Raw genomic sequence first — 19,595 nt, forward strand, 5'->3', positions numbered from 1 at the left:
GCTGACGATCCTCAACTGATCATTGGTGGGCGATGGAAAGTAGGCGCGACTCGTCGATCTGGTCGGTTTCGAGCACCGCAGCGATGCGACCGGCCGTGAGCACGATCACCCGATCGGCAATCTGCACCAGTTCCTCGGGCTCGGAGCTGGTCACCAGCACGCTGCCACCGGCAGCCGCGGTTGATCGCAGGGCGGCGTAGATATCGCGCCGTGCGCCGACGTCGACGCCCTGCGTCGGCTCGTCCAACATCAGCAGGCGGCAATTCTTGGTGTCGTTCAGCCAGCGCGCGATCACCAGCTTCTGCTGGTTGCCGCCGGAAAATCGCCTGGCCTGCAAATCCATGCGTGAGGGCTGGAGGTTGAGCCGCTCTACGGCCTTGAAGAACGCCTCGCGCTCGCTGGCTGGTAGCCGAAAGCCCCATTTCGAGATCGCCCCATAAGCTGCGAGCAGCATGTTTTCGCCCGACGGGAGGTCAGCGATGATGCTCTTGCGCAGCCGATCGGACGGCACCAGCGCGATCCCGGCCATAACGGCGTGTGCCGGAGAGGAGATGTCGACCTCGGCGCCATCGATGGTGACGGTGCCGGAATGCCTTTTCATGCTGCCAAACAGGCTTTCGACAAGCTCGGTACGACCCGAGCCGACAACGCCGAATACGCCCAGGACCTCGCCTTTTCGGACCTCGAAGTCGACCGGCCCGATGCCGGTCGCCACCAGGTTCGTCACCGTGACGGCGGGGTGCTCGACGACCTCGCTGAGTGGGCGCTGTGTTGGGCGTCCGCGCTGGATGCGCTCGCCGACGATGGCGCTGACCAGGTCATCGTAGCTGAAATCCGATACCTTGCCATGTAGCGCGACCTTGCCGCCCCGCAGCACGGTGACCCGATCGGCGAGCGCGAACACCTCGGCAAGGCGGTGCGTCACATAAAGCACCGGCAGGTTATGGCTTTTCATTTCGAGCAGTTGCTGGCCCAGCTTCTCGGCCTCCTGCTCCGAAAGGGCTGCCGTCGGTTCGTCAAGGATCAGCACCTTAGGTTCGCTGCGCAGCGACTTGGCGATCTCGACTGTCTGCAGGCCCGCATTGCCCAACCGCGACAACGAGGCAGTCGGCTTGATGTCAGACCCGAGCTGACCGAGCCAGCGAGCCGCTTCCTTGCGTTGGTCGGCCTTGCGCAAAAAAGGGCCGTTGCGCAGTTCTTGACCGAGAAAGATGTTGTCGGTGACATCGAGACTCATCGCCAGGGACAGGTCCTGGTAGATGACCGAAACACCTGCGGCCTTCGCGGTCTTGGGGGTGAAGCTTTCGTAGCGCTCCTCGCCGACCATCATGACGGCATAGTCCGGCTGAACGGCCCCCGAGAAGCACTTGATCAGCGTCGACTTGCCAGCACCATTGGCGCCGAGCAACGCATGAATCTCGCCGTCTGCCACTTCAAGGTCGACGCCCTTGAGGACTTCGACGCCTCCATAGGATTTTCGCAGGCCATAAACGGCAAAGGTCATCCGAAGTCCCCGGTGCAACAGGTTGAGGCGGACCAGTCGGCCCGCCTCAGTATCCTGGATCAAGCGCCCTGCTGGGCCAGATAGCTGTCGGCCAGCGGCGACTTTTCGGTCACCAGCTCCAGCGGCACGATCTTGTCGCCCGGCGTCTTGCCGTTGATATAGTCATCGGCGGTGGTGATGATGGCTTCGCCCACGGCCACTAACGGGATTGCCATCGAGGCGCGATAAACTGTGCCACCCTGCTTGAGATACTGGAGGGCGGGAACAGTGCCGTCCATGCCGCCGATGAAGCCGTTTGGATCCATCGGGTCCTTGCCGCTGGCGATCCAGGCCTTGTACGCGCCTTCGGTTGCCGGGTCTTCGACGCCGAGGATCACATTGGCATCCGGATGCGCTTCCAGAAGCGTACGGGTGGTATTGAGGCCCTCGGTCGGACTAATCGCATCTTGTTCGGCGACAATCTCCGCGTTTGGCGCGGTCGACTTCAGGCCGTCCTTGATGCCGCTGCCGCGCTGCTGACCCCAAACACCCTTTTCGTAGCCGAGGATGATGACTTTGGCCTTGCCGCCCTGGGTTTCGGTGACCCATTTGCCGGAATATGCGCCGAGCGTGAAGCCGTCATCGTATTGGGCATAACCCACGGTGGCATGCTGGTTCTTGATCTTCTGACCATAGGTGATCCAGATGATGCCAGCATCCATGGCCTGCTTGCCGATAGCTTCGAAGGCGTCGGGCTGCAGCGCGTTGACGGCGATAGCGCCCACACCCTGTTCGATCCAGGTCTTGATGGTGTTGATCTGCTTGTTCAGGTCGGTACCCGGATCGTCGACGACCACGTTATAGCCCAACTCGGCGCCCTTTGCCTTGGAGGCTTCCAGCTCGGTGATGACCGCACCGATGACCGAGGCGTTCGGAAAGCTAATCGCGATGGTCTTCTTGGCGTCCTGGCCGAACGCCTTGCTCGCGCCAAGGGCGGCCGACGCCACTGTCACGGCCCCCATCAGTTGCATGAGATGGCGCCGAGATATGGAGGAGGTATTCATTGCTGATTTCCTTTGCTGCCGAATGATTGTCCGGGGTATCGGCCATGCGGGCGGACAGTCCGCAGGCTGTTGAGAGAGGGCAGCGTTCACAGCGGCCGCACATGCAGGCCTCCATCGCACATGCTGACCGTTGCGCCATGTGGTCGCGAAAGCCGGTCGAGACGTTCGTGAATGCGGGTGAGAACCTCGCCTTCGGCGGTGACGGGAAGCCGGTCTGCGTCGAGCGTTGTAGGAATTAGCCTGAGCGCTGTTTCACCGTCCCGCTCGACCGTCAGTTCGCTGACGAAGCCGTCGGGGGACATCTCGCTCCACATTTGCTGGACTTGATCGGAGGCGGGCAGGAAAACCTGCTGCCCGATCAGAGTGCCCGAGCTGAAGATAATGGGCTTGCGCTCATGGAAGCCAATCGCGTGGATCGCATGGGGGTGGTGGCCGTGCACCACGCCGGCGCCGGCCTTAATCATGGCCTCGGCCAATGGCCGCTGGTATTCGGCTAGGCCCTCGCCCGAGCCAAAACCCCAATGCAGGGTCACCACAAGGAAATCGCACTCGGCCTTGACCCGGACGATTGTCTGGAGGGCGTATTGCCGATCCCGATCGTTGGGGCGCGTGCGCACGGTGACAACGGCAATATCGCCGGGCTCTTCCGCCTGGTAGATCGGGTCGATCTCGTAGCTCGTCGAAATGTGGATCGGAGCGATTCCCGGCCGGTCAGCGCTGGCGCTCATTCCCGCCGGCGTCAGGCATGAAAACGCGACCACTCCGACGCGCCGGCCCCCGATATTGCCGAAGAACGGCGCGCTTGCCGCGGCAAGGTTTGGCCCGCTGCCGATGCTAGGCAATCCATGCGCCCTAAGACGGGCGGCAGTGTCTTCGAGGCCCGACCAACCGCAGTCGACGGCGTGGTTGTTGGCGAGAGTCACGACGTCGAGGCCCAGCTTGGCCACATCCTCCGCGATCTCCGGACTCGCCCTGATGTTCAGGAGCTTTTCTATTGGAAACCCCAGGTCCGTCAGCGGCATCTCCAGGTTGCCGATGGCTAGATCCGCACGCGCCAATGCCGAGAATACCGGGGAAGCCGAGAGCGTCCCGACGTCGAGTCGGCGGGTTGGGCAGATGTCGCCAGTCAGCGCTATCGTCACGGTCATGGCTGCGCCCGGCCCACTAGTTCTTCGTGGCCAGCCACTTGCGCGTCCAGTGCTCATGGTAGGCGATGGGCTGGTATTTGCTGGGATGGACCGCGTCGTAGCAGGACGGCAAGGTCTCGATGCGGGCGTCGTAATTGGGCTGGTGGAAGAACACGACGGAGTGCCGGCGCGATGTGTCCGCCAGCTCCGCTGGCGGATTGACCACACGGTGCATGGTTGAGACCCACTGATCGTTGGTCCAGATCTGCATGATGTCGCCGATATTGACGACGTAGGTCCCGGGTTCGATCACGACATCGACCCAGTAGCCGTCGCGGTGCTGCGCTTGCAAACCACCCGCTGCCTTGTCCGACATCAGGATGGTCAGCGTGCCATAGTCCGTGTGCGCACCGCCGCGCAGTTGCCCCGGCTCGGGCAACTCCTTCTGCTCGGGGTAGCAGATCAGTCGAACGGCGCTGATGTTCTTGTCGAGCTTGTCGAAAAAGAAATTGTCCGGCAGATCCAGGGCATAAGCGAAGATGCTCATCAGGTCGTTGCCGAGCCGGTTCATGCGGCGATAGTAGGCCTGCATGATGTCTTTGAACGCGGCAGGCTTTGACGGCCAGAGATTGTCGTCGAAGAAGTGCCCGGCCTGGGGGCCCTCGAAATATGAGCCGCCCGGAACATCGACTGGTCCCAGATCGATCATTTCCTTGAGGTCGGCCGGTGCGGCCTTGCCCAAGCTCGCCGAAAGGGTTTCGCCCTTGAATGGCGTGTAACCGCGCGGAACCTGCGGCGATGGCTGCTTGATCTCCAGCTTGTCGGCCAGTGGCAAATGGAAGAAATCGGTGGCTGCATGGTAGGTGGCGTCGATCAGCTTCTGGTCGACGCCATGGCCCTTGATGAGGAAGAAGCCGATCTCCTCGCAGGCCTGCTTAACTTCGCGTGCGACGGCCTCCATGCCGGCCTCGGTGCCATCCAGGAACGGGGAGATATCGATCAGCGGGATAGACTTCATGGTCATAGCGGTGTCTCCTGCGTCATCTGGCCGATCAAGGTGCCATGCGACCAACATTGCAATCGCTATGCCAAGTGTTGTATTTCAATGAGTTAGCGAACCTCTGGTCAGGAAAGCAGGGATTGTCGGCGATCCGCTATGTTTTGTTTACAAAACCAGAGTAGTTCGCAGGCAAACATCGCCTGTTTTGCGGGCAAAGGGATTTTTCTTGTCTAAGATTTATGCAGGTGGGGGCGATGAAGCGGATCTGGATGCCGAAACGCGCATAATTCTCGCCGTCAGGCGGGCCATCTCGGCCGGGCAAGTGGCGGCAGGAACGAAATTGCCGGAGGAGTTGCTGGCCGAACAGTTCGGCACGAGCAGAGCCAGAATCAGGATCGCGCTTCAACATCTGGCGTTCGAAAACCTGGTCGAGCAAAAAAGAAATCGCGGCGCGTTTGTCGCGGCGCCAACAGCTCGAGAAGCCCAGGACGTGTTCGCCGCCCGCCAGGTCATAGAGCGTGCCACGACCGAGATAGTCACGCGGACGATTACCACGCGACAAGTCAATATGCTCAAGGCGATCATCGTCGAGCGAGAGCGCGAGTGGAGCATGGGGCGTCGGGAACTCGCGATCGACGGCATCAGCATGTTCCATCGCTCGCTGGCCGCACTCGCGCACAACGAGGCCCTTTCCATTGCCCTTGAGAGGCTGATCCTGCGCACCTCACTGATCCTGGGACTATACGGCACCTCCAGGGGACTGGCTTCGGCGCCGCCGCGCTATTGGGCGCTTATCGGTGCAATCGAACTCGGTGACAGCGCCGCGGCGGCAAAGGTCATGGACCAGTGCCTTTTCGATATGGAGAAGGAACTGGACATTCGCGACCAGGCCGGAAAACCTGAGGAGCGATTATTGCGGCCGGACATCCTGATATCTTAAATATCGAGCGTTTTCTCGTCGTCCTGCGCGACCGAAATATTATAGGCCATGTCGTCTTCCAGGTGACCGAGGTGGTCCACCAGCAAACCGTCGGCCCTTTGCACGTCGCCGGCGGCGATGGCGTCGAGTAGCTGAGTGTGCTCCCCGATCGAACAGTCGAGGTTCTGGTGATAGGCATGGGCGGCCAGGGCCAGTGACAGGAAGGTCACCGCCTCCTGCAGCATCTGGGTGAGAAGCGAATTCCCAGTCTGCAGTGCCATCTTCAGGTGAAATTCGCCCGACAGGCGAATCTGCAGCTTCCGGTCGCCGTTCGCCAGCGCCGCGCGTTCCTCATCTATGTGCTCACGGAGCTCACCCACAATGACCCGCTGTCGGGCGACGGGCACGGAAGCCAGCAGCCGTACGACTTGCTGCTCAAGCAGCATGCGCAAGGCGAAGGCTTCCTTGCGATCCTTCTGGCTGGGCCGGGCGACCGAGGCCCCCTTGTTGGGTTCGAGCTTGACGATCCGATACTGCGAGGCAACGAGGAGAATTCGACGAACCCGCTCGCGGCTCACTTCAAATGTCGCCGCCAATTCATCCTCGAGCAGCTTGGCCCCCGGGGCCAGTCGCCTTTCGGCAATTGAATCCACCAGTCTTTGAAAGAGCATGACCTCGCTGGCATTCAATCCTGCCGGCCGCAGGGTCAGCGAAGCCTGTGCCGTATCGCGTTTGGCCTTGGCCTGAATCTTCTTCGGTGAATCAGTCAACGCGTGAACTCCCTGAGGCGACAATCATAGACCGACGGCCACTATCCGTCATGGTTCGGTTTCATCGTTCGGTCTGCAACGGCCTGCATCAAACGCACCTGCCGGTCTATTGGCCGAGGACCAAAATACACACGCTTGTCAGCCGCACAAGATCATGCGTAAGATCGCGCATAATTTTGTGCACAATCGGAGCTGCCATGACCGCCGCAGGTTTGGATACGGTACCCATCATCGACATCAGCCCGTTCTTCGACGGCTCGCAGGAAGACAAGCGGGCCTTGGGCGAACTGGTCGACAAGACCAATCGCGAGATCGGCTTCCTGGTCATAACCGGCCATGGTTTTGATTTGGATTTGCTCGGGAAATGGTTCGCCATCTCCAAGGACTTCTTTGAAGGTCCGGTCGATGCCAAGACCTCGGTTTTGGCGGCTCCGGGCACTCAGCAGGGCTACCATCGCCTCGCGGCCTCGGGTTTGGCCGCCAAGGAAGGCGAGAAAGCGCCGCCCGACCTGCGCGAGTACTTCATGATCGGTCAGACCGACCTGTCGCAGGCTGTGTTCAACACCAGCGAAGCGCGCCGTTTCCATCGCGACAACCTGTGGCCAGCCACAGACGAGTTCCAGGCAACAGGCGCCGCATATTACGCGGCGATGGAAGCGCTTTCCCGCAAACTGATGTCCATCTTTGCGGTCGCGCTCAAGCTTGAGGAGAACTGGTTCGAGGACAAGATCGACCATCATTTCTCGATCGTCAGCTCGATCTATTACCCCGCTCAGCCAACCCCGCCGCTGCCGGGCCAGCTCCGCGCCGGCGCGCATACCGACTATGGCAGCCTCACGATCCTGGCGCCCACCGACGCCCCGGGCGGTCTCCAGGTCCGGACGCTGGCCGGTGACTGGGTCGACGTCCCCTACATCCCAGACGGCTTCATCATCAACATCGGCGACATGATGCAGCGCTGGACCAACGACCGCTGGCTCTCCAACATGCACCGCGTCGTCAACCCCGGCACCACCTCCGGCCCTCCCCGCCCCCGTCAATCGATCGCCTACTTCCTGCACCCCAACTACGACACCACCATCGAGTGCATCCCGACGTGTAAGGGTGAGACCGAATACGACCCCATTCTGGCCGGCGACTACATGTACGAAAAAGAAAACGCCATCGCCACCGCGACGCCAAAACCGGCCGCCGCTGAATAACTCTAGAGGGTGCGCGGACCGGCCGGCGAGTACCGCCGGCCGGACAACTGACCTCCCAGCTGGTTCGAACGGCAGATATTCGCATCCGCAGGGCCTCAAGCTGCCAGTCCGTTAACCACCCCACGACAGTCGCCATGAGCCGATCAAGGAATGGCAGCTTCCGGGAAGTGGCAGAGGTCGGGTGGCCTGCTCGATGTTGTGGGCGCATTGAACACCAAGCGCGCGAAGCTGAGTTCGGTCAGATCGAGATAGTCTACAAATTCATCGCTGATGCGAACGGGTCGTCAGCATCTACCATCCTCAAGATCGGCGGGCAGAAACCTCACGTGCTAACGGTCAGCAGTTTCAACAACGCCTCTGAGGGAGTGCCAAATAATACATGATCAGGAGTTTTCACACAGCCTCGACCCTTTCGGCGATTGGAACTTAATTGCGGGTTTCAAACCCGCCATGCCAAATGGTCGCCATATCAGATAGCCCGTCGCCGAATGATCGATATGCACGGCGCGCCAAAAGCAGGCCATCCAGATTAAACGAAACGGCGTTTTATAACCCGGCGAGGTCCAACTTCAGGTATCGGAGATCACTCGATCCGGCTCCTGATGGCGTGGGCAATTGCCATCGCCTGACCGTGTCCGAGGCCAAAGTCCTCTTTGAGCCACGATATGATGGGGCCAGGTTTGGTTTCTTTTCCCCCCAGCCCTTTGGAGGCTGCGAGTTTGGCAAAGTCTGCCACGTTTCTGCCCGTGTTCAGTTCGACGGCCGCCACCATGGCTTTTGCACGGGCATCAAGAACGGCGCTCACGAGAAGAACGCCCGGAGAAGAGGAGCGACGATCTCGGGCGGCACCATGTGCCCCTGTCCGGGGACCTCGAGATAGGTGCCATGCTGGACCGCATAGGCGACCCGCCTGGACGAAGCCCGCATCCAGTCAGGGCTCGCACCGCCGGCCATCGCCTGGACCGGGATGGCGACCTGCGAAAGCTCGCCGGTAGGGACACGTGCATCGCCGCAGGCAGTCTTGAGCTTATAGTCGTAGATCAGCGTTGGTGCCTTCGCGACAAGCGCCGGCCAATGGGGGGTGTGCTTCTGCTGCTCAATGACAGCTGGTGGCATCCCGGTCGTGCTGAAGAAGAACGCAAGAGCCTCCTCGGATTGTCCGGCCTCGAGCAATCCCTCAAGCGTGACCATGATCTGCGTATTCAGCGCATCGCCGGCTTCGTCGGCTGCATAGGGCGGCTCATAAGTCGCGAGCCGCATAATCGGAACGCCGGATGCGGCTGCAAGTAAGCCAATGAACGAACCCGATGAGTGACCAAACACATATGCGGCGCCCCCGGCAGCTTGAATCACCGCCGCAAGATCTTCCACCTCACGCTTGGCGCCGTAGGGCAATGTGTTGCCACTGTCGCCGCGACCTCGGCGATCATAGGTATAAACCGTAAAGGTTGATTTCAACTGCTCCGCATAGGGGCGCTGAGAGCCTCGGTCATTCAGAGCGCCCCCAACCATGACGAGGGCTGGTCCAGCACCACGCGTCTCATATGCGATCTTGGTTCCGTCGTCTGAAATGGTCACCCTTACGCCATCGCCAGAAATGTCCTGTGTGTTCATTTTCTTTCTCCGATGAAGGGTCCGATAGCGCTCTAGGCGCGGTTCCTGCTTGAAATCGACCAAATGACGCCGAAGGGATCCGTCATCCTGCCGAAGCCTCCGTGTGGCATGAGTTGCCATGGGGTTAGAACAAGGCAGCCCGCCGCCTTGGCTCGCCCCATCCAGTCGCTGCCGTCCGGGACTTCCAAGTGTAGAGATATGCTGGGCGTGGGCTGGAAGGCAGGCAATGGGTCCATGCTGAAGTCAGTCAGGAACACCGGACCGCCATTGATGCGAACCTCGGCGTGGCGGAGGTGTCCGTCCTCCTCAAACGCCGCAACTTCCTCCGCGCCGAACGCGCGTCCCCATATCTCGATCGCTTCGCGCGCTCGTCCGTATAGCGTGATGTAGGGCACGACCCGTGTAGGCTCTTCTGTATCAGTCATGCTGCGTCTCCCAGACAGTGCTCAAGGTATCTTCGAAGGTGAGCCAAGCTGGCACGCGCGCCGTGGCTGCCCCCTTCTGCCGTGGCAATGAGCAGCGCTCCCTGGATCGTCGCCACAATGTGGATGGCGAGGCTGTGCGCGTCGCTGCCCGGCCCAAGCGCTTCAGTCAGTTCGGCTTCGAGCCTCACGGCATCTTGCAGAATCGAGGCGGCGCTATCGGCAGCCAGAGCGGGGTGGGTATCATGTACCTCGTGGAGAACCGTCCCAACGTAGCAAGTGTAGGTTGTCACCGGGCCGGTCAACAGCGAGATCCGGAAGTCAATATACGCCAAAATCCTCGCGGCAGGACTTGTCAATTGCTGGTACGGCGCGTCGGCGAACAGGGTTCCTGACAGCGCACTCCAATGAACGGTCGCCGCCCGCGCGCAATCTTCCTTCGTCGCAAAGTGGTGGAAAAAGCTGCCCTTGGTGACCCCTGCCGAGGCGGCGATATCGTCGACCCGCGTTGCGGAATATCCTTTCACGCGGATCACATTGATCGCTGCAACAAGCAATCGCTCTCGACTATCTTGAAGTTCCGAACTCATCGAACATACTCACTGGTATGGCCAAACATACCGGCAGGTATGGGGGGCGGTCAAGCTTTCTGAGCGGCAAAATTGTCTGGGCTTAATGTGGGTCACGTGCGCCTTCGACAGCGACAAGGGCGCCGGTTGGGTCATGCTCTCTACGATGATATTTTGCAGCAGTGGCTGCGGGCTCGGTGCTCAACCACAACCGCAAGATCGGTGGAGCACCCGATGGCTTTCTGCGACTAGATGGTGCCCGCTACGGAGTAATCGACGATGAAGACGGCGCCACAAAACTATCACGCCCGGATGCTGCGGGTGCTGGACTTCATTGGCCAGAATCTTGATGGCGATCTGGACCTGGACACTTTGAGCCGGATCGCCGCTTTCTCAAAATACCATTTCCACCGGCAGTTCACGGCGACCTTCGAGTTGTCGGTACACCGTTATGTCCAACTCGCCCGAATGAAGCGTGCTTCGCACGGGCTGGCTTCGACGGACGCCCAAAGCGTCACCGATATAGCGATGGATGCCGGTTACGACGCGCCTGATGCCTTCGCCCGCGCCTTTCGACAACGGTTCGGGCAGTCGCCTTCTTCGTTCCGAAAATCTCCCGATTGGGGAGCGTGGCTCATGGCCTTCGGGCCGCTCGACAATGCAAGGAACAAGCTCATGCAGATAACCTTTGATCCCGACGACGTGACAATTCGCGATGTGCACCCGACGCCTGTGGCGATCATGGAGCATCGCGGAGACCGGGCGACGCTCGGAGACACTTTCCAGCGCTTCAGGGCCTGGCGCAAGGCGGCCGGCCTGACCCCGGAGACGAGTCCCAGTTTCATGGTCTTCCGTTCCGAAAGAGAACCTGCGGTGCCTGCCGACTATAGCATGGACATCTGTGTCGCGACCGACCTGCCGATCGGGACCCACGACACGCAGGTGAAGTCTGGCGTGATCCCTGGAGGACGCTGCGCGGTGCTGCGTTATCCCGGCAATACCAACAATCTGGAGCCCGCCGCACTCTACCTCTACCGCGATTGGTTTCCCGCCAGCGGCGAGGAAGCCCGTGAATTCCCGATCTATTGTCAACGCCGGCTCGCCCTCATCCCCGATGTACCGGCATATGAGGTCGTCGTGGAGCTGTTTTTTCCGCTGAAATAGCACCCTCTGATGGCGGCCTGTCCTCTTCGGCTCTACGCAACAGGCAGGCCGTTTTCCAAGTCCCAAGTGGCCACTTCCGACCCTATTTCGGACCTTGAAGCTGCAAAGGTCGTTTCACGAAAGCTGCCGTGGGCGGCTCGTTCATCCTCCAGACATGTGATTTGCTTGACATAGGAACCAACCAATGGAGCCCAAACGATGCGCCTCACACTTACCCTCGGCCTTTGCGCCATTCTGTCTGCCAGCCCCGTCCTGGCCGACCCGCTCATCAATGCCGCGACTTCGGTGGTCGCACAGAACGAAGCTGCTGCAATGACGCCAGCTCCCGCTGCAGATACCTGTGGCTGGTCGGCCCAAATGGAAGAAGACGAGGGAGGGCCGGTTATGGTCGCGTCGTCGTGTGAAAGCGAAACGGAAACTGGTCCGGCGTTTCGCCTGCTCTGCGGCAACATCCGATACAATGGTAATGGTTTAGGGATGGGTGCCAACCCGCCTGCTTCGAGCACCTTGGTGCTGACCTCAGATGGGAAAAGCCTTACCGCCGACGTCCTCTTTGAGGAAATGGACGGGGCCTTTGCCGCCTATGTGGAAATGGGGGGTCCCATCGTCTCATTGTTGAAGGCAGGCCACGAGGTCGAGGTGACACTCAAGGGAGTTGATCTCCCACCCAGAACGGTATCGCTTAAGGGCAGCACTGCCGCCATCGACAAGCTTATCAGCGCCTGCAAATAGACGCCCTTCAAAGCGTGGCACGCGGAGGCACTTTGAAGCTATCTCCAGTGCCGACAGCCGTCCGTCAGCTATCGGCCCATTTTGTCAGAAGCCGACTTTCGGCTAACCACCCCACAACACTCACGATGGCACTTTATGCCTCCCCATTCACCTCGTGACCAGCCACAAAATCGCAACAGGCGAATGACGACGTGTCGTTGGAGCCAGCAAACGTAGGTTTGAGCACCCCTCCTCCGCTTACGCCCCCGGTATGGACACGTCGAAATAGTCTTCCAAAATCTCATCGGTCCTGGTGCGAGCGCGGGCAACGTTGTCCGGGCTTGAGCCAGTGCCCTGCACCGAAAAGAAAGTGAGGTCGTGCAGGCCGATCATGTTGAGGATGGCCTGCAGGTAAGGCGTCAGGAAATCGGGTTGACGGGCGCGTTCGCCAGAAAAGCGCCCGGCCGCGGCGATTGCGATAAAGACCTGCCGGTCGCGCAGCAACCCCACCTTCCCTGCCGCGCCGACATCGAACGTACGGCGCGCGCGGGCGACATGGTCGATCCATGTCTTGAGCGTCGCCGGCACCGTGTAGTTATGCATCGGCGTGCTGATGACGATGACGTCGGCGCTTTCCACTTCGCCCACCAATTGCTCGGAGAGGATCATGGAACCCCGGTCCGACACATCGGCAGCGGAGCCCTGCGACAGAGCGTAGTCGGAATCGACGGACGGCAAGCGGCCGTCGCCGATCACGCGATCGACGACAATCGTCGCGGGCTCCTGCCGCTGAAGATGCCCGATAATCTTTTGCGATAGCCGATAGCTCTCGGCGTCCTGTCCGCGCGGGCTGCAGCTGACATGCAGGATGGTTTTCATCGGCTCGGCTCCGGGTATTGCCGCGCCAAGTGCTGGACGCGCTGTGGGCCAAGGACTACAAAACCCATGACCTATACCGAAGGGCCATGAACGAACATCAGGACTAGGCCATGACTTCAACGAAACCGGTCCCGCTTTCACCATTGGACCCCAATGCTGCCGAGCCGTTCTATCGCCAGATCTATGACCGCGTGCGCGCTGCCATTGCCAGCGGCGTGCTGAAGCCGGGCGACCGCATTCCGTCGGCCCGTGCCCTGACCAAGGAACTCGGCCTGGCCCGCGGCACCATCGAAACCGCCTATGGGCTGCTGGCGGCCGAAGGCTATATCCAGGCGCGCGGTCAGGCGGGAACGGTGGTAACGCCGGACCTCAAGCCGGGAACCGCCATCGCCGCCCCCTTGCCGCCGCCCAAAAGCCTTGCTGCGCAGACGAGTTTCCGGCCCGATTCCGTCCTGCCATTCCAGATGGGCCTGCCCGCTCTCGATGCCTTTCCGCGCAAGATCTGGGCCCGACTCGGCGCCCGCGCCGTACGCGCGATGCAGCCGGCAGATATGGTGCATCCCCCCATCTATGGCATCCCGGCCCTGCGCGCCCAGATCGCCGCCTATCTGCATTTATCGCGCGGCATTACCTGCTCCCCGGCGCAAGTCTTCGTCACCTCCGGCTATCGCCACACCATCGGACTAGTCGCCCACGCGCTGCTCAACGAGGGTGACAGCGTCTGGCTGGAAAACCCCGGCTATCCGCCAACACGCGACCTGCTGGCGCTGATGAATATTGCGCCGGTCCCGGTGCCGGTCGACGGTGATGGTATGGTGGTTGTAAAAGCCATCAGGATGGCGCCCAAGGCTCGAGCTGCCGTGGTGACGCCGGCCCATCAAAGCCCGCTTTGCGTGTCGCTGTCGCTGCCCCGGCGGCTGGCGCTGCTCGATTGGGCCACGCGTAACGAGAGTTGGATCATCGAGGACGACTACGACGGCGAATATCGCTATGTCAGCCGCCCGCTGCCAGCGCTGAAAAGCCTCGATCGCGACGGGCGCGTGCTCTATGCCGGCACCTTCAGCAAGGTGCTGTTGCCCAGCCTGCGCCTCGCCTACCTGGTCGTGCCGCAATCCCAGGTCGAACGCTTCGAACGGGTCAGCCAAGTGTCGACCGGCGGCAGTCCCGCACTGACCCAGGCCATCGTCACCGCCTTCATCACCGAGGGCCATTTTGCTCGCCACATCCAGCGCATGCGAAAACTCTACGCAGAGCGCCGCGCCGCCACGATTGCAGGGCTGATCAATGTTCTCGGCAATCGCGTCCGCATCGACTCTCCACCCGGCGGCATGCACCTGATCCTGCGACTGCAGGGCGAACAGTCCGACCGCGAGATCGTCGCCCGCATGCGAGACGACGGCCTTTACGCCGAAGCGCTCTCAGACTGGATGATCAACGAAAGACGTGGCGACGCACTGCTGGTCAATTTCACCAATGTCGTGACCCAAAGCAGCGCGGAAGCCTTGGGACAGCGGATCGCCAAATTGCTTTGACGGCTCGTTTATGGCCTAGTCCATATGACCGATCTTGGCCCTTCAAGCCTAGACCATGACCTCGCTAGATGCAGTCCTCAACCAACACAGGACGTCATCATGAGCAATCGTCTCGATTATGCCAAGGCATCCCCCGAAGGCTTCAAGGCCCTGGGCGGAGTCTATGTCGCCATCCAAAAGTCCGGCCTGCCGAAGGAACTGATCGACCTCGTCTATCTGCGTGTCTCGCTGATTAATGGCTGCGCCTATTGCATCGACATGCACTCTCGCGACCTCACCAAGGGCGGCCTCGTCGTCGACAAGCTCGTTCTCGTGCCGGCCTGGCGCGATGCCGGCGCGGTCTTCACCGCTCGCGAACGCGCAGCTTTGGCTTGGGCCGAAGTCGTCACCCGCGTGTCCGAAACCCATGTCCCCGATGCCGATTATGCGGCCGCCGCCGCCCAGTTCAGCGACAAGGAACTGGCCGACCTGACCTATGCAATCGGCCTGATGAACGTGTTCAACCGTCTCGGCATCGCCTTCCGCGTCCCGCCAGCCGCTGCCGCGAACGCCTAAACCCATGGCGAGCGCCAGTGCGCTCGCCACCCCCACCAAGCAACGGAGCTATCCCATGGCATGGGCTTTCCTCAGCATTGCTGGCCTGCTCGAAATCGGCTTCGCCTTCGCCATGAAGTCGTCCGAGGGCTTTACGCGTTTGATCCCAGCCCTGCTCACGGTCGGTACTGGCCTCTCCAGCGTCGTCCTGTTGTCGCTCGCCATGCGCACCCTGCCCATGGGCACCGGCTACGCCGTCTGGACCGGCATCGGCGCTGCCGGAACCGCCATCCTGGGCATCGCAGTCCTGGGCGATGCAGCCTCGCCACCGCGCATCCTCTGCATCGCGCTCATCATCGCCGGGGTCATCGGTCTTAAGCTGGTCTCGGCGAACTGAGCACGTGATGAGCGCAGACAAGATTGGCGATTACCATCCTTTTTAAGGCGCGATGGGCCCGCGTTGCGGTACTGGTACCCGCTTGACTGGCAGCAGGTTTAGCGGCGGTTCGTTATGGGGGCATGCATTAAACCCGGGATGGTGGCGTGGAATGCTTTGGTACAGCCGGCCCGGGCGCACTAGACGTGGACTTCGTCTCCGCCGCGGTCTTTGCCTCTGAGGCAAGCCGCACAGAGCGCGATATAGAATCCTGCGACCATGACCATTACGAACCAACCCGGCAATGGGCCGATGGCCGCATGAGTGAGGCCATTCGCGAAAGGGCTCATTGGATCGAGATTGGCGCCAGCTTGCAGGTCGGGAGATGCGATCTTGACAAGCCAGGCACAGAGCAGGATCAGAAACATCCAGATGTAGTTGCGCCGCAGTCTACGGCGTAGCGCAAGCATCAACGTAATCCTGAATTTGGGATGCCGAAGATCCTGTGCCAGCATAACAAGCCAAGGCTCGGATCCGCCCTTGGGGTCTGCCGCAAAAAATTGCCCGAAGTAATGTCGCTCGAACTGCCTGATGCGCATGCGATAGACATCGTAGAACCGGTAACGCCGCGCCTCGACGAACAGCAGCAACAGGATGATGACCATTCCGAACAGGGCCAGCCCATGATGGGCCGTTGGCGTCGAGAGGGAGACAGACAGCAGGGCAGCCACCACGGTGATCGACCAATTGCTGGTGAGATCGAGGCGGGCCCGCCAGGCGTTCATGCGGGTCATTTCGGCTCGGTAATAGTGGGTCATCAACGTCGTCGTTTCCGCCGAACTAGTCGGAAGGGTCGGTGCAACGATCAGCGGTACGATCTCGTCCATTTGCGGACCCATTTTTGTCTCCATAGGCCTGTCGGGCACCGGCCATAGTCTCGCCAGCTCTGCGAATGGCGCCCATCACCAAGCCGAAGCGAGTACGCCGCTCAAAGGTTGCACGTCGCTGACGGGTCGCTGCCGAAATATTCCTCCGCGCCGATAGCGCTCTTTTTGAAGCTACAGCGTTCATCGTGCTCACGGAGCGCTATCGATGACCACACCCCAGATCCTTGCCTTCGCCATCATCTTTTTCATGATGGTCGCCTTCGTGTGGGGACGATGGCGCTACGATCTCGTTGCCGCGGGGGCATTGCTGGCTGCCGTAGCCGTCGGCGTCGTTGCCCCCGATGCAGCATTCTCCGGGCTTTCGGACGATATCGTGGTGATCGTGGGGAGCGCGCTTGTCGTCAGCGCTGCCGTCGCCCGTTCCGGGATCATGGAGGTGGCAATCCGCCGGTTTGCGCCAAACGTCACCACCCCACGGGCACAACTGATCGTTCTGGTGCTGGTCGTTACCATTCTCTCGGCGTTCATCAAGAACATCGGTGCACTGGCGATCATGATCCCCATCGCCTTTCAGATGGCACGCAAGTCAGGCGTCTCGCCTTCTCTCTTTCTGATGCCCATGTCCTTCGGATCGCTGCTTGGCGGGCTCATGACGCAGATTGGAACGTCCCCGAACATCATCGTTTCTCGCGTGCGCGAGGACCTGACCGGTACCCCGTTCACGATGTTCGACTTCACCCCGGTCGGCGCCACTCTTGCCCTGGTGGGCGTGGTGTTTCTCTGCGTGTGCTACAAGCTGCTGCCGGAGCGGGTGCGCGAAAGTCGATCCATGGATCAGGCGATCGAGATCAAGAACTACACCACGGAGGCACAGGTCCCCGAAGGCTCGCCCAGCGTCGGCCAGACAGTCGGTGCCGTGCAGGCGCTTGGCGGTGGCCAGGCGATGATCATCGGCATCATTTCGGCGGCCGGCAAGCGCCGCGCGCCCTTGCCCGACTTCGTCGTGCGGGCGGGTGATCTGCTGCTGCTTGAGGGAGAGGCCGAAGCCCTCGACAAGATGGTCGCCCAAGGCAAGCTCGCCTTTTCCGAGCGGCGCGACGCCGAAGTCGCATCAGCCGATACCGGTGTCGTCGAGGCCGTCATTGGCGAGCACTCCAGCCTGATCGGACACAGCGCCCGCGAATTGACCTTCTTCGATATGACGGGCCTCAACCTGCTCGCGGTCAGCCGTCGGGACAAGCGCTTCACCGAACGTCTGGCAGAGATCAAGTTCCAGAATGGCGACGTGATCGTGCTGCAGGGGGACCTTAACGAGCTGCCCGACTTGCTGCGGCAATGGGATTGCCTGCCACTGGTGGAAAGAAACCTCAAGCTGGGCAGCGTCCGCAATGGGCTGGTGCCGATCGTCATCCTGGCATTGGCCATGGGCAGCACGGCCCTGGGACTGGTGCCGGTTCCCATCGCCTTCTTCGCGGCCGCGGTCATGATGGTGGTGACCCGCACCATCCCGCTGCGCGACGTCTACTCCAACCTCGATGCGCCCATCCTGCTGATGCTCGCCGCTCTCATTCCCGTCAGTGACGCACTCAGAACCACTGGCGCCACCGACCTGATCGCAAATTGGCTGTCCGGTGTCGCCAGCGTTCTGCCACCCTATGGGGCGCTTGCCCTCATCATGGTTGCCGCCATGGCGGTCACGCCATTCCTCAACAACGCCGCAACCGTTCTGGTGATGGCGCCGATCGCCGCCACGTTCGCGACCGACCTCGGCTTTCGTCCGGAGGCCTTTCTGATGGCGGTCGCGATTGGCGCCGGTTCGGATTTCTTGACGCCAATCGGGCACCAATGCAACACGCTCGTCATGGGTCCGGGTGGGTATCGGTTCGGCGATTATTGGCGCTTGGGACTGCCGCTGTCCATCCTCGTGGTGTTGGTCTCAGTGCCGATGCTGCTGCTGGTTTGGGCAATTTAGCGTGCCAGCAGACTGGGGCGCGGCGCGGCCGCAAATCTCCACGACGTGCACGCAGCCTTAGCGAGGTTCTCGTCGTGCAGGAGAAGGTCGGCGTTTGCAGTTTTCCGTCACCTCGATCAACAAGCCCGCCATCTTCGCTCGTTAGACCACCAGTCCATCCACTGGCCTGACACCAATACTGTCAGGAAAAACGGTTGTGGCCAGCACGGTTTCGCTCAGCCCCAGATGGTCGCGGAGAACACCCTTGAGCACGGCGCGAAGATCGATGGTCGGCGCCAGGTCGCGCGCCTCGAACAGCTGATTGTCCTTGAGCCCGGGCCAGTCGGCCACCACCCGCCCCCCCTTGACGGCACCGCCCAGCAGGAAAGCAGTGGTGGCAGTGCCGTGGTCAGTTCCGTCCGTGCCATTGGCCTTTGCGGTGCGGCCAAATTCGGTGACGACGGCGATGACCGTATCACCCCACACGGGTGCCATTGTCTCCTTGATCGCGCCCAGAGCGCCATCGAGAGCGGCCAGCAGGCCGGCCAGCCGGCCGCTTTCGGCGCCTTCCTGGCTATGGGTGTCCCAGCCGTCATAGCTGAGGGCCGCGATCCGCGGGCCATCCTCCTCCACCAGCAGACGCGCCGAGCCGGTCGCGATTTGCTCGAACGCCGCGGCGATCCCCTTGCCGGTCCGCATGGGGTCGCTACCGCCTGCGAGCCGATCGGTTTCGATCCCAGCCAGCAGGACTTTGGCCATGGCTGGGTCCTGGTGGGTGTATAAATCCAGCAGCCGATCACGGGTGTCGCTGCTGGCGGGGCGCAGTTCTGGGGGAGTCCAGGTGAGCGTTGGCGCCGCGCCGCGCAGTATCAATGGGACTGTAGGCGTGGCGGCCAATCCGGTCACCGGTCGAACGCCTTCGCCCACCGGAATGGCCTCGGCGACCCGGTTCATCCATCCACTAGCGCTGAGCTTGGCGCCCGGCATGCCGCTTTCGAGCACATCCTGCCCATCGAAGTGCGAACGATCCCGATAGGGGGTCGCCGCGGCGTGCACAATCAGCGCCTCGCCCGCCTGGTACATTGCATGCAGGCCGGGCATCGCGTTGTTGAGCCCGAAAAAACCGTCCAGCGCCAGCGTCTGTTCCTGTCCAGGCGCGCCGATCGCCAGTTCGCCGCGTAGCGTGGCATAGTCAGGATCGCCGATCGGCGGCACAACGGCCAATCCGTCCATGGCGCCGCGCAGGATGATGGTGATGAAGCGCGGGTCGCGCGTGCCGGCATAGGCATGGCGAGGCAGGCTCGCCCAGGCGACGAAAGCACCGGCCGAAGCGAGGAACATACGGCGGCTGGGATGCAGCAGCCCATATTGGGGGCAATTGGTGTCCATGG

At 61.4% G+C, this 19,595-nt stretch carries 20 protein-coding genes; 8 read left to right on the top strand and 12 right to left on the bottom strand.

The window, feature by feature from the left end; translation table 11 throughout:
* Positions 1 to 19: 19 nt before the first annotated feature.
* The 4 genes from ABIB57_RS01180 to ABIB57_RS01195 form a co-directional block, all read right to left on the bottom strand.
* Positions 20 to 1,504, bottom strand: a complete 1,485-nt coding sequence (locus ABIB57_RS01180; RefSeq protein WP_354038020.1) for a sugar ABC transporter ATP-binding protein — start codon at positions 1,502 to 1,504, stop codon at positions 20 to 22.
* Positions 1,505 to 1,563: 59 nt separating this feature from the next.
* Positions 1,564 to 2,547 (bottom strand): sugar ABC transporter substrate-binding protein, encoded by a 984-nt coding sequence (locus ABIB57_RS01185; protein WP_354038021.1) that lies wholly within the window; start codon positions 2,545 to 2,547, stop codon positions 1,564 to 1,566.
* An 86-nt stretch (positions 2,548 to 2,633) separates the two neighbouring features.
* Positions 2,634 to 3,695, bottom strand: coding sequence for a CapA family protein (locus ABIB57_RS01190; protein WP_354038022.1), 1,062 nt, complete (start codon positions 3,693 to 3,695; stop codon positions 2,634 to 2,636).
* Between the two features lie 16 nt (positions 3,696 to 3,711).
* The gene (locus ABIB57_RS01195) at positions 3,712 to 4,698 is read right to left on the bottom strand and encodes an isopenicillin N synthase family dioxygenase (RefSeq protein WP_354038023.1); all 987 of its coding nucleotides are present in this window, start codon (positions 4,696 to 4,698) and stop codon (positions 3,712 to 3,714) included.
* Between the two features lie 202 nt (positions 4,699 to 4,900).
* Between ABIB57_RS01195 and ABIB57_RS01200 the strand changes: the two genes are divergently transcribed.
* Complete coding sequence (locus ABIB57_RS01200) at positions 4,901 to 5,614, top strand: GntR family transcriptional regulator (protein ID WP_354038024.1); 714 nt, start codon at positions 4,901 to 4,903, stop codon at positions 5,612 to 5,614.
* Here the strand turns inward: ABIB57_RS01200 and ABIB57_RS01205 are convergent.
* Positions 5,611 to 6,363, bottom strand: a complete 753-nt coding sequence (locus ABIB57_RS01205) for a GntR family transcriptional regulator (RefSeq protein ID WP_354038025.1) — start codon at positions 6,361 to 6,363, stop codon at positions 5,611 to 5,613. The two genes, ABIB57_RS01200 and ABIB57_RS01205, sit on opposite strands and share 4 nt — an antisense overlap.
* Before the next feature lie 197 nt (positions 6,364 to 6,560).
* On the opposite strand from ABIB57_RS01205, the gene ABIB57_RS01210 reads away from it, so the two are divergent.
* Entirely contained in the window at positions 6,561 to 7,565 is a 1,005-nt protein-coding gene (locus tag ABIB57_RS01210; RefSeq protein ID WP_354038026.1) for an isopenicillin N synthase family dioxygenase, read from the top strand.
* Between the two features lie 583 nt (positions 7,566 to 8,148).
* Here ABIB57_RS01210 and ABIB57_RS01215 read toward each other — a convergent pair.
* Genes ABIB57_RS01215 through ABIB57_RS01230 form a run of 4 tightly spaced genes read right to left on the bottom strand, consistent with a single transcriptional unit; the run spans position 8,149 to position 10,191 of the window.
* Positions 8,149 to 8,370, bottom strand: a complete 222-nt coding sequence (locus ABIB57_RS01215) for a DUF4287 domain-containing protein (RefSeq protein ID WP_354038027.1) — start codon at positions 8,368 to 8,370, stop codon at positions 8,149 to 8,151.
* Entirely contained in the window at positions 8,367 to 9,179 is an 813-nt protein-coding gene (locus tag ABIB57_RS01220; protein ID WP_354038028.1) for an alpha/beta fold hydrolase, read from the bottom strand. Before ABIB57_RS01220 ends, ABIB57_RS01215 begins: the two co-directional genes overlap by 4 nt.
* A gap of 32 nt (positions 9,180 to 9,211) precedes the next feature.
* Positions 9,212 to 9,604 (bottom strand): VOC family protein, encoded by a 393-nt coding sequence (locus tag ABIB57_RS01225; RefSeq protein WP_354038029.1) that lies wholly within the window; start codon positions 9,602 to 9,604, stop codon positions 9,212 to 9,214.
* The gene (locus ABIB57_RS01230; RefSeq protein WP_354038030.1) at positions 9,601 to 10,191 is read right to left on the bottom strand and encodes a TetR/AcrR family transcriptional regulator; all 591 of its coding nucleotides are present in this window, start codon (positions 10,189 to 10,191) and stop codon (positions 9,601 to 9,603) included. The genes ABIB57_RS01225 and ABIB57_RS01230 overlap by 4 nt, the downstream gene beginning before the upstream one ends.
* Before the next feature lie 258 nt (positions 10,192 to 10,449).
* On the opposite strand from ABIB57_RS01230, the gene ABIB57_RS01235 reads away from it, so the two are divergent.
* Entirely contained in the window at positions 10,450 to 11,334 is an 885-nt protein-coding gene (locus ABIB57_RS01235) for an AraC family transcriptional regulator (RefSeq protein WP_354038031.1), read from the top strand.
* Between the two features lie 198 nt (positions 11,335 to 11,532).
* Positions 11,533 to 12,066, top strand: a complete 534-nt coding sequence (locus tag ABIB57_RS01240) for an invasion associated locus B family protein (protein WP_354038032.1) — start codon at positions 11,533 to 11,535, stop codon at positions 12,064 to 12,066.
* A 237-nt stretch (positions 12,067 to 12,303) separates the two neighbouring features.
* Here the strand turns inward: ABIB57_RS01240 and ABIB57_RS01245 are convergent, their stop codons facing one another.
* Positions 12,304 to 12,924, bottom strand: coding sequence for an FMN-dependent NADH-azoreductase (locus tag ABIB57_RS01245; RefSeq protein ID WP_354038033.1), 621 nt, complete (start codon positions 12,922 to 12,924; stop codon positions 12,304 to 12,306).
* Positions 12,925 to 13,034: 110 nt separating this feature from the next.
* Between ABIB57_RS01245 and pdxR the strand changes: the two genes are divergently transcribed.
* The 3 genes from pdxR (at position 13,035) to ABIB57_RS01260 (ending at position 15,387) form a co-directional block, all read left to right on the top strand.
* Entirely contained in the window at positions 13,035 to 14,456 is a 1,422-nt protein-coding gene (pdxR, locus tag ABIB57_RS01250) for a MocR-like pyridoxine biosynthesis transcription factor PdxR (RefSeq protein WP_354038034.1), read from the top strand.
* A gap of 99 nt (positions 14,457 to 14,555) precedes the next feature.
* Entirely contained in the window at positions 14,556 to 15,011 is a 456-nt protein-coding gene (locus ABIB57_RS01255; RefSeq protein ID WP_354038035.1) for a carboxymuconolactone decarboxylase family protein, read from the top strand.
* Between the two features lie 55 nt (positions 15,012 to 15,066).
* Positions 15,067 to 15,387: a DMT family transporter gene (locus ABIB57_RS01260; RefSeq protein ID WP_354038036.1), complete on the top strand. Its 321-nt coding sequence runs from the start codon at positions 15,067 to 15,069 to the stop codon at positions 15,385 to 15,387.
* 179 nt (positions 15,388 to 15,566) lie between these two features.
* Here the strand turns inward: ABIB57_RS01260 and ABIB57_RS01265 are convergent, their stop codons facing one another.
* Positions 15,567 to 16,253, bottom strand: a complete 687-nt coding sequence (locus ABIB57_RS01265) for a DUF2270 domain-containing protein (protein ID WP_354038037.1) — start codon at positions 16,251 to 16,253, stop codon at positions 15,567 to 15,569.
* Positions 16,254 to 16,458: 205 nt separating this feature from the next.
* Between ABIB57_RS01265 and ABIB57_RS01270 the strand changes: the two genes are divergently transcribed.
* Positions 16,459 to 18,225: an SLC13 family permease gene (locus ABIB57_RS01270; protein ID WP_354038038.1), complete on the top strand. Its 1,767-nt coding sequence runs from the start codon at positions 16,459 to 16,461 to the stop codon at positions 18,223 to 18,225.
* A gap of 141 nt (positions 18,226 to 18,366) precedes the next feature.
* Here the strand turns inward: ABIB57_RS01270 and ABIB57_RS01275 are convergent, their stop codons facing one another.
* On the bottom strand, positions 18,367 to 19,593 hold the full coding sequence (locus ABIB57_RS01275; RefSeq protein WP_354038039.1) for a DUF1501 domain-containing protein: 1,227 nt from the start codon (positions 19,591 to 19,593) through the stop codon (positions 18,367 to 18,369).
* Positions 19,594 to 19,595 lie beyond the last annotated feature (2 nt).

The organism is Devosia sp. UYZn731 (assembly GCF_040546795.1).
In the GTDB taxonomy this organism is placed as follows: domain Bacteria; phylum Pseudomonadota; class Alphaproteobacteria; order Rhizobiales; family Devosiaceae; genus Devosia.

Bases quoted from the DNA above. Each gene is read 5' to 3' on its own strand.
- ABIB57_RS01260 (WP_354038036.1), top strand. From the start codon at position 15,067: ATGGCATGGGCTTTCCTCAGCATTGCTGGCCTGCTCGAAATCGGCTTC.
- ABIB57_RS01275 (WP_354038039.1), bottom strand. From the start codon at position 19,593: ATGGACACCAATTGCCCCCAATATGGGCTGCTGCATCCCAGCCGCCGT.
- ABIB57_RS01185 (WP_354038021.1), bottom strand. From the start codon at position 2,547: ATGAATACCTCCTCCATATCTCGGCGCCATCTCATGCAACTGATGGGG.
- ABIB57_RS01265 (WP_354038037.1), bottom strand. From the start codon at position 16,253: ATGGACGAGATCGTACCGCTGATCGTTGCACCGACCCTTCCGACTAGT.
- pdxR (WP_354038034.1), top strand. From the start codon at position 13,035: ATGACTTCAACGAAACCGGTCCCGCTTTCACCATTGGACCCCAATGCT.
- ABIB57_RS01225 (WP_354038029.1), bottom strand. From the start codon at position 9,604: ATGACTGATACAGAAGAGCCTACACGGGTCGTGCCCTACATCACGCTA.
- ABIB57_RS01240 (WP_354038032.1), top strand. From the start codon at position 11,533: ATGCGCCTCACACTTACCCTCGGCCTTTGCGCCATTCTGTCTGCCAGC.
- ABIB57_RS01220 (WP_354038028.1), bottom strand. From the start codon at position 9,179: ATGAACACACAGGACATTTCTGGCGATGGCGTAAGGGTGACCATTTCA.
- ABIB57_RS01245 (WP_354038033.1), bottom strand. From the start codon at position 12,924: ATGAAAACCATCCTGCATGTCAGCTGCAGCCCGCGCGGACAGGACGCC.
- ABIB57_RS01180 (WP_354038020.1), bottom strand. From the start codon at position 1,504: ATGACCTTTGCCGTTTATGGCCTGCGAAAATCCTATGGAGGCGTCGAA.
- ABIB57_RS01255 (WP_354038035.1), top strand. From the start codon at position 14,556: ATGAGCAATCGTCTCGATTATGCCAAGGCATCCCCCGAAGGCTTCAAG.
- ABIB57_RS01190 (WP_354038022.1), bottom strand. From the start codon at position 3,695: ATGACCGTGACGATAGCGCTGACTGGCGACATCTGCCCAACCCGCCGA.
- ABIB57_RS01195 (WP_354038023.1), bottom strand. From the start codon at position 4,698: ATGACCATGAAGTCTATCCCGCTGATCGATATCTCCCCGTTCCTGGAT.
- ABIB57_RS01235 (WP_354038031.1), top strand. From the start codon at position 10,450: ATGAAGACGGCGCCACAAAACTATCACGCCCGGATGCTGCGGGTGCTG.
- ABIB57_RS01210 (WP_354038026.1), top strand. From the start codon at position 6,561: ATGACCGCCGCAGGTTTGGATACGGTACCCATCATCGACATCAGCCCG.
- ABIB57_RS01270 (WP_354038038.1), top strand. From the start codon at position 16,459: ATGACCACACCCCAGATCCTTGCCTTCGCCATCATCTTTTTCATGATG.
- ABIB57_RS01230 (WP_354038030.1), bottom strand. From the start codon at position 10,191: ATGAGTTCGGAACTTCAAGATAGTCGAGAGCGATTGCTTGTTGCAGCG.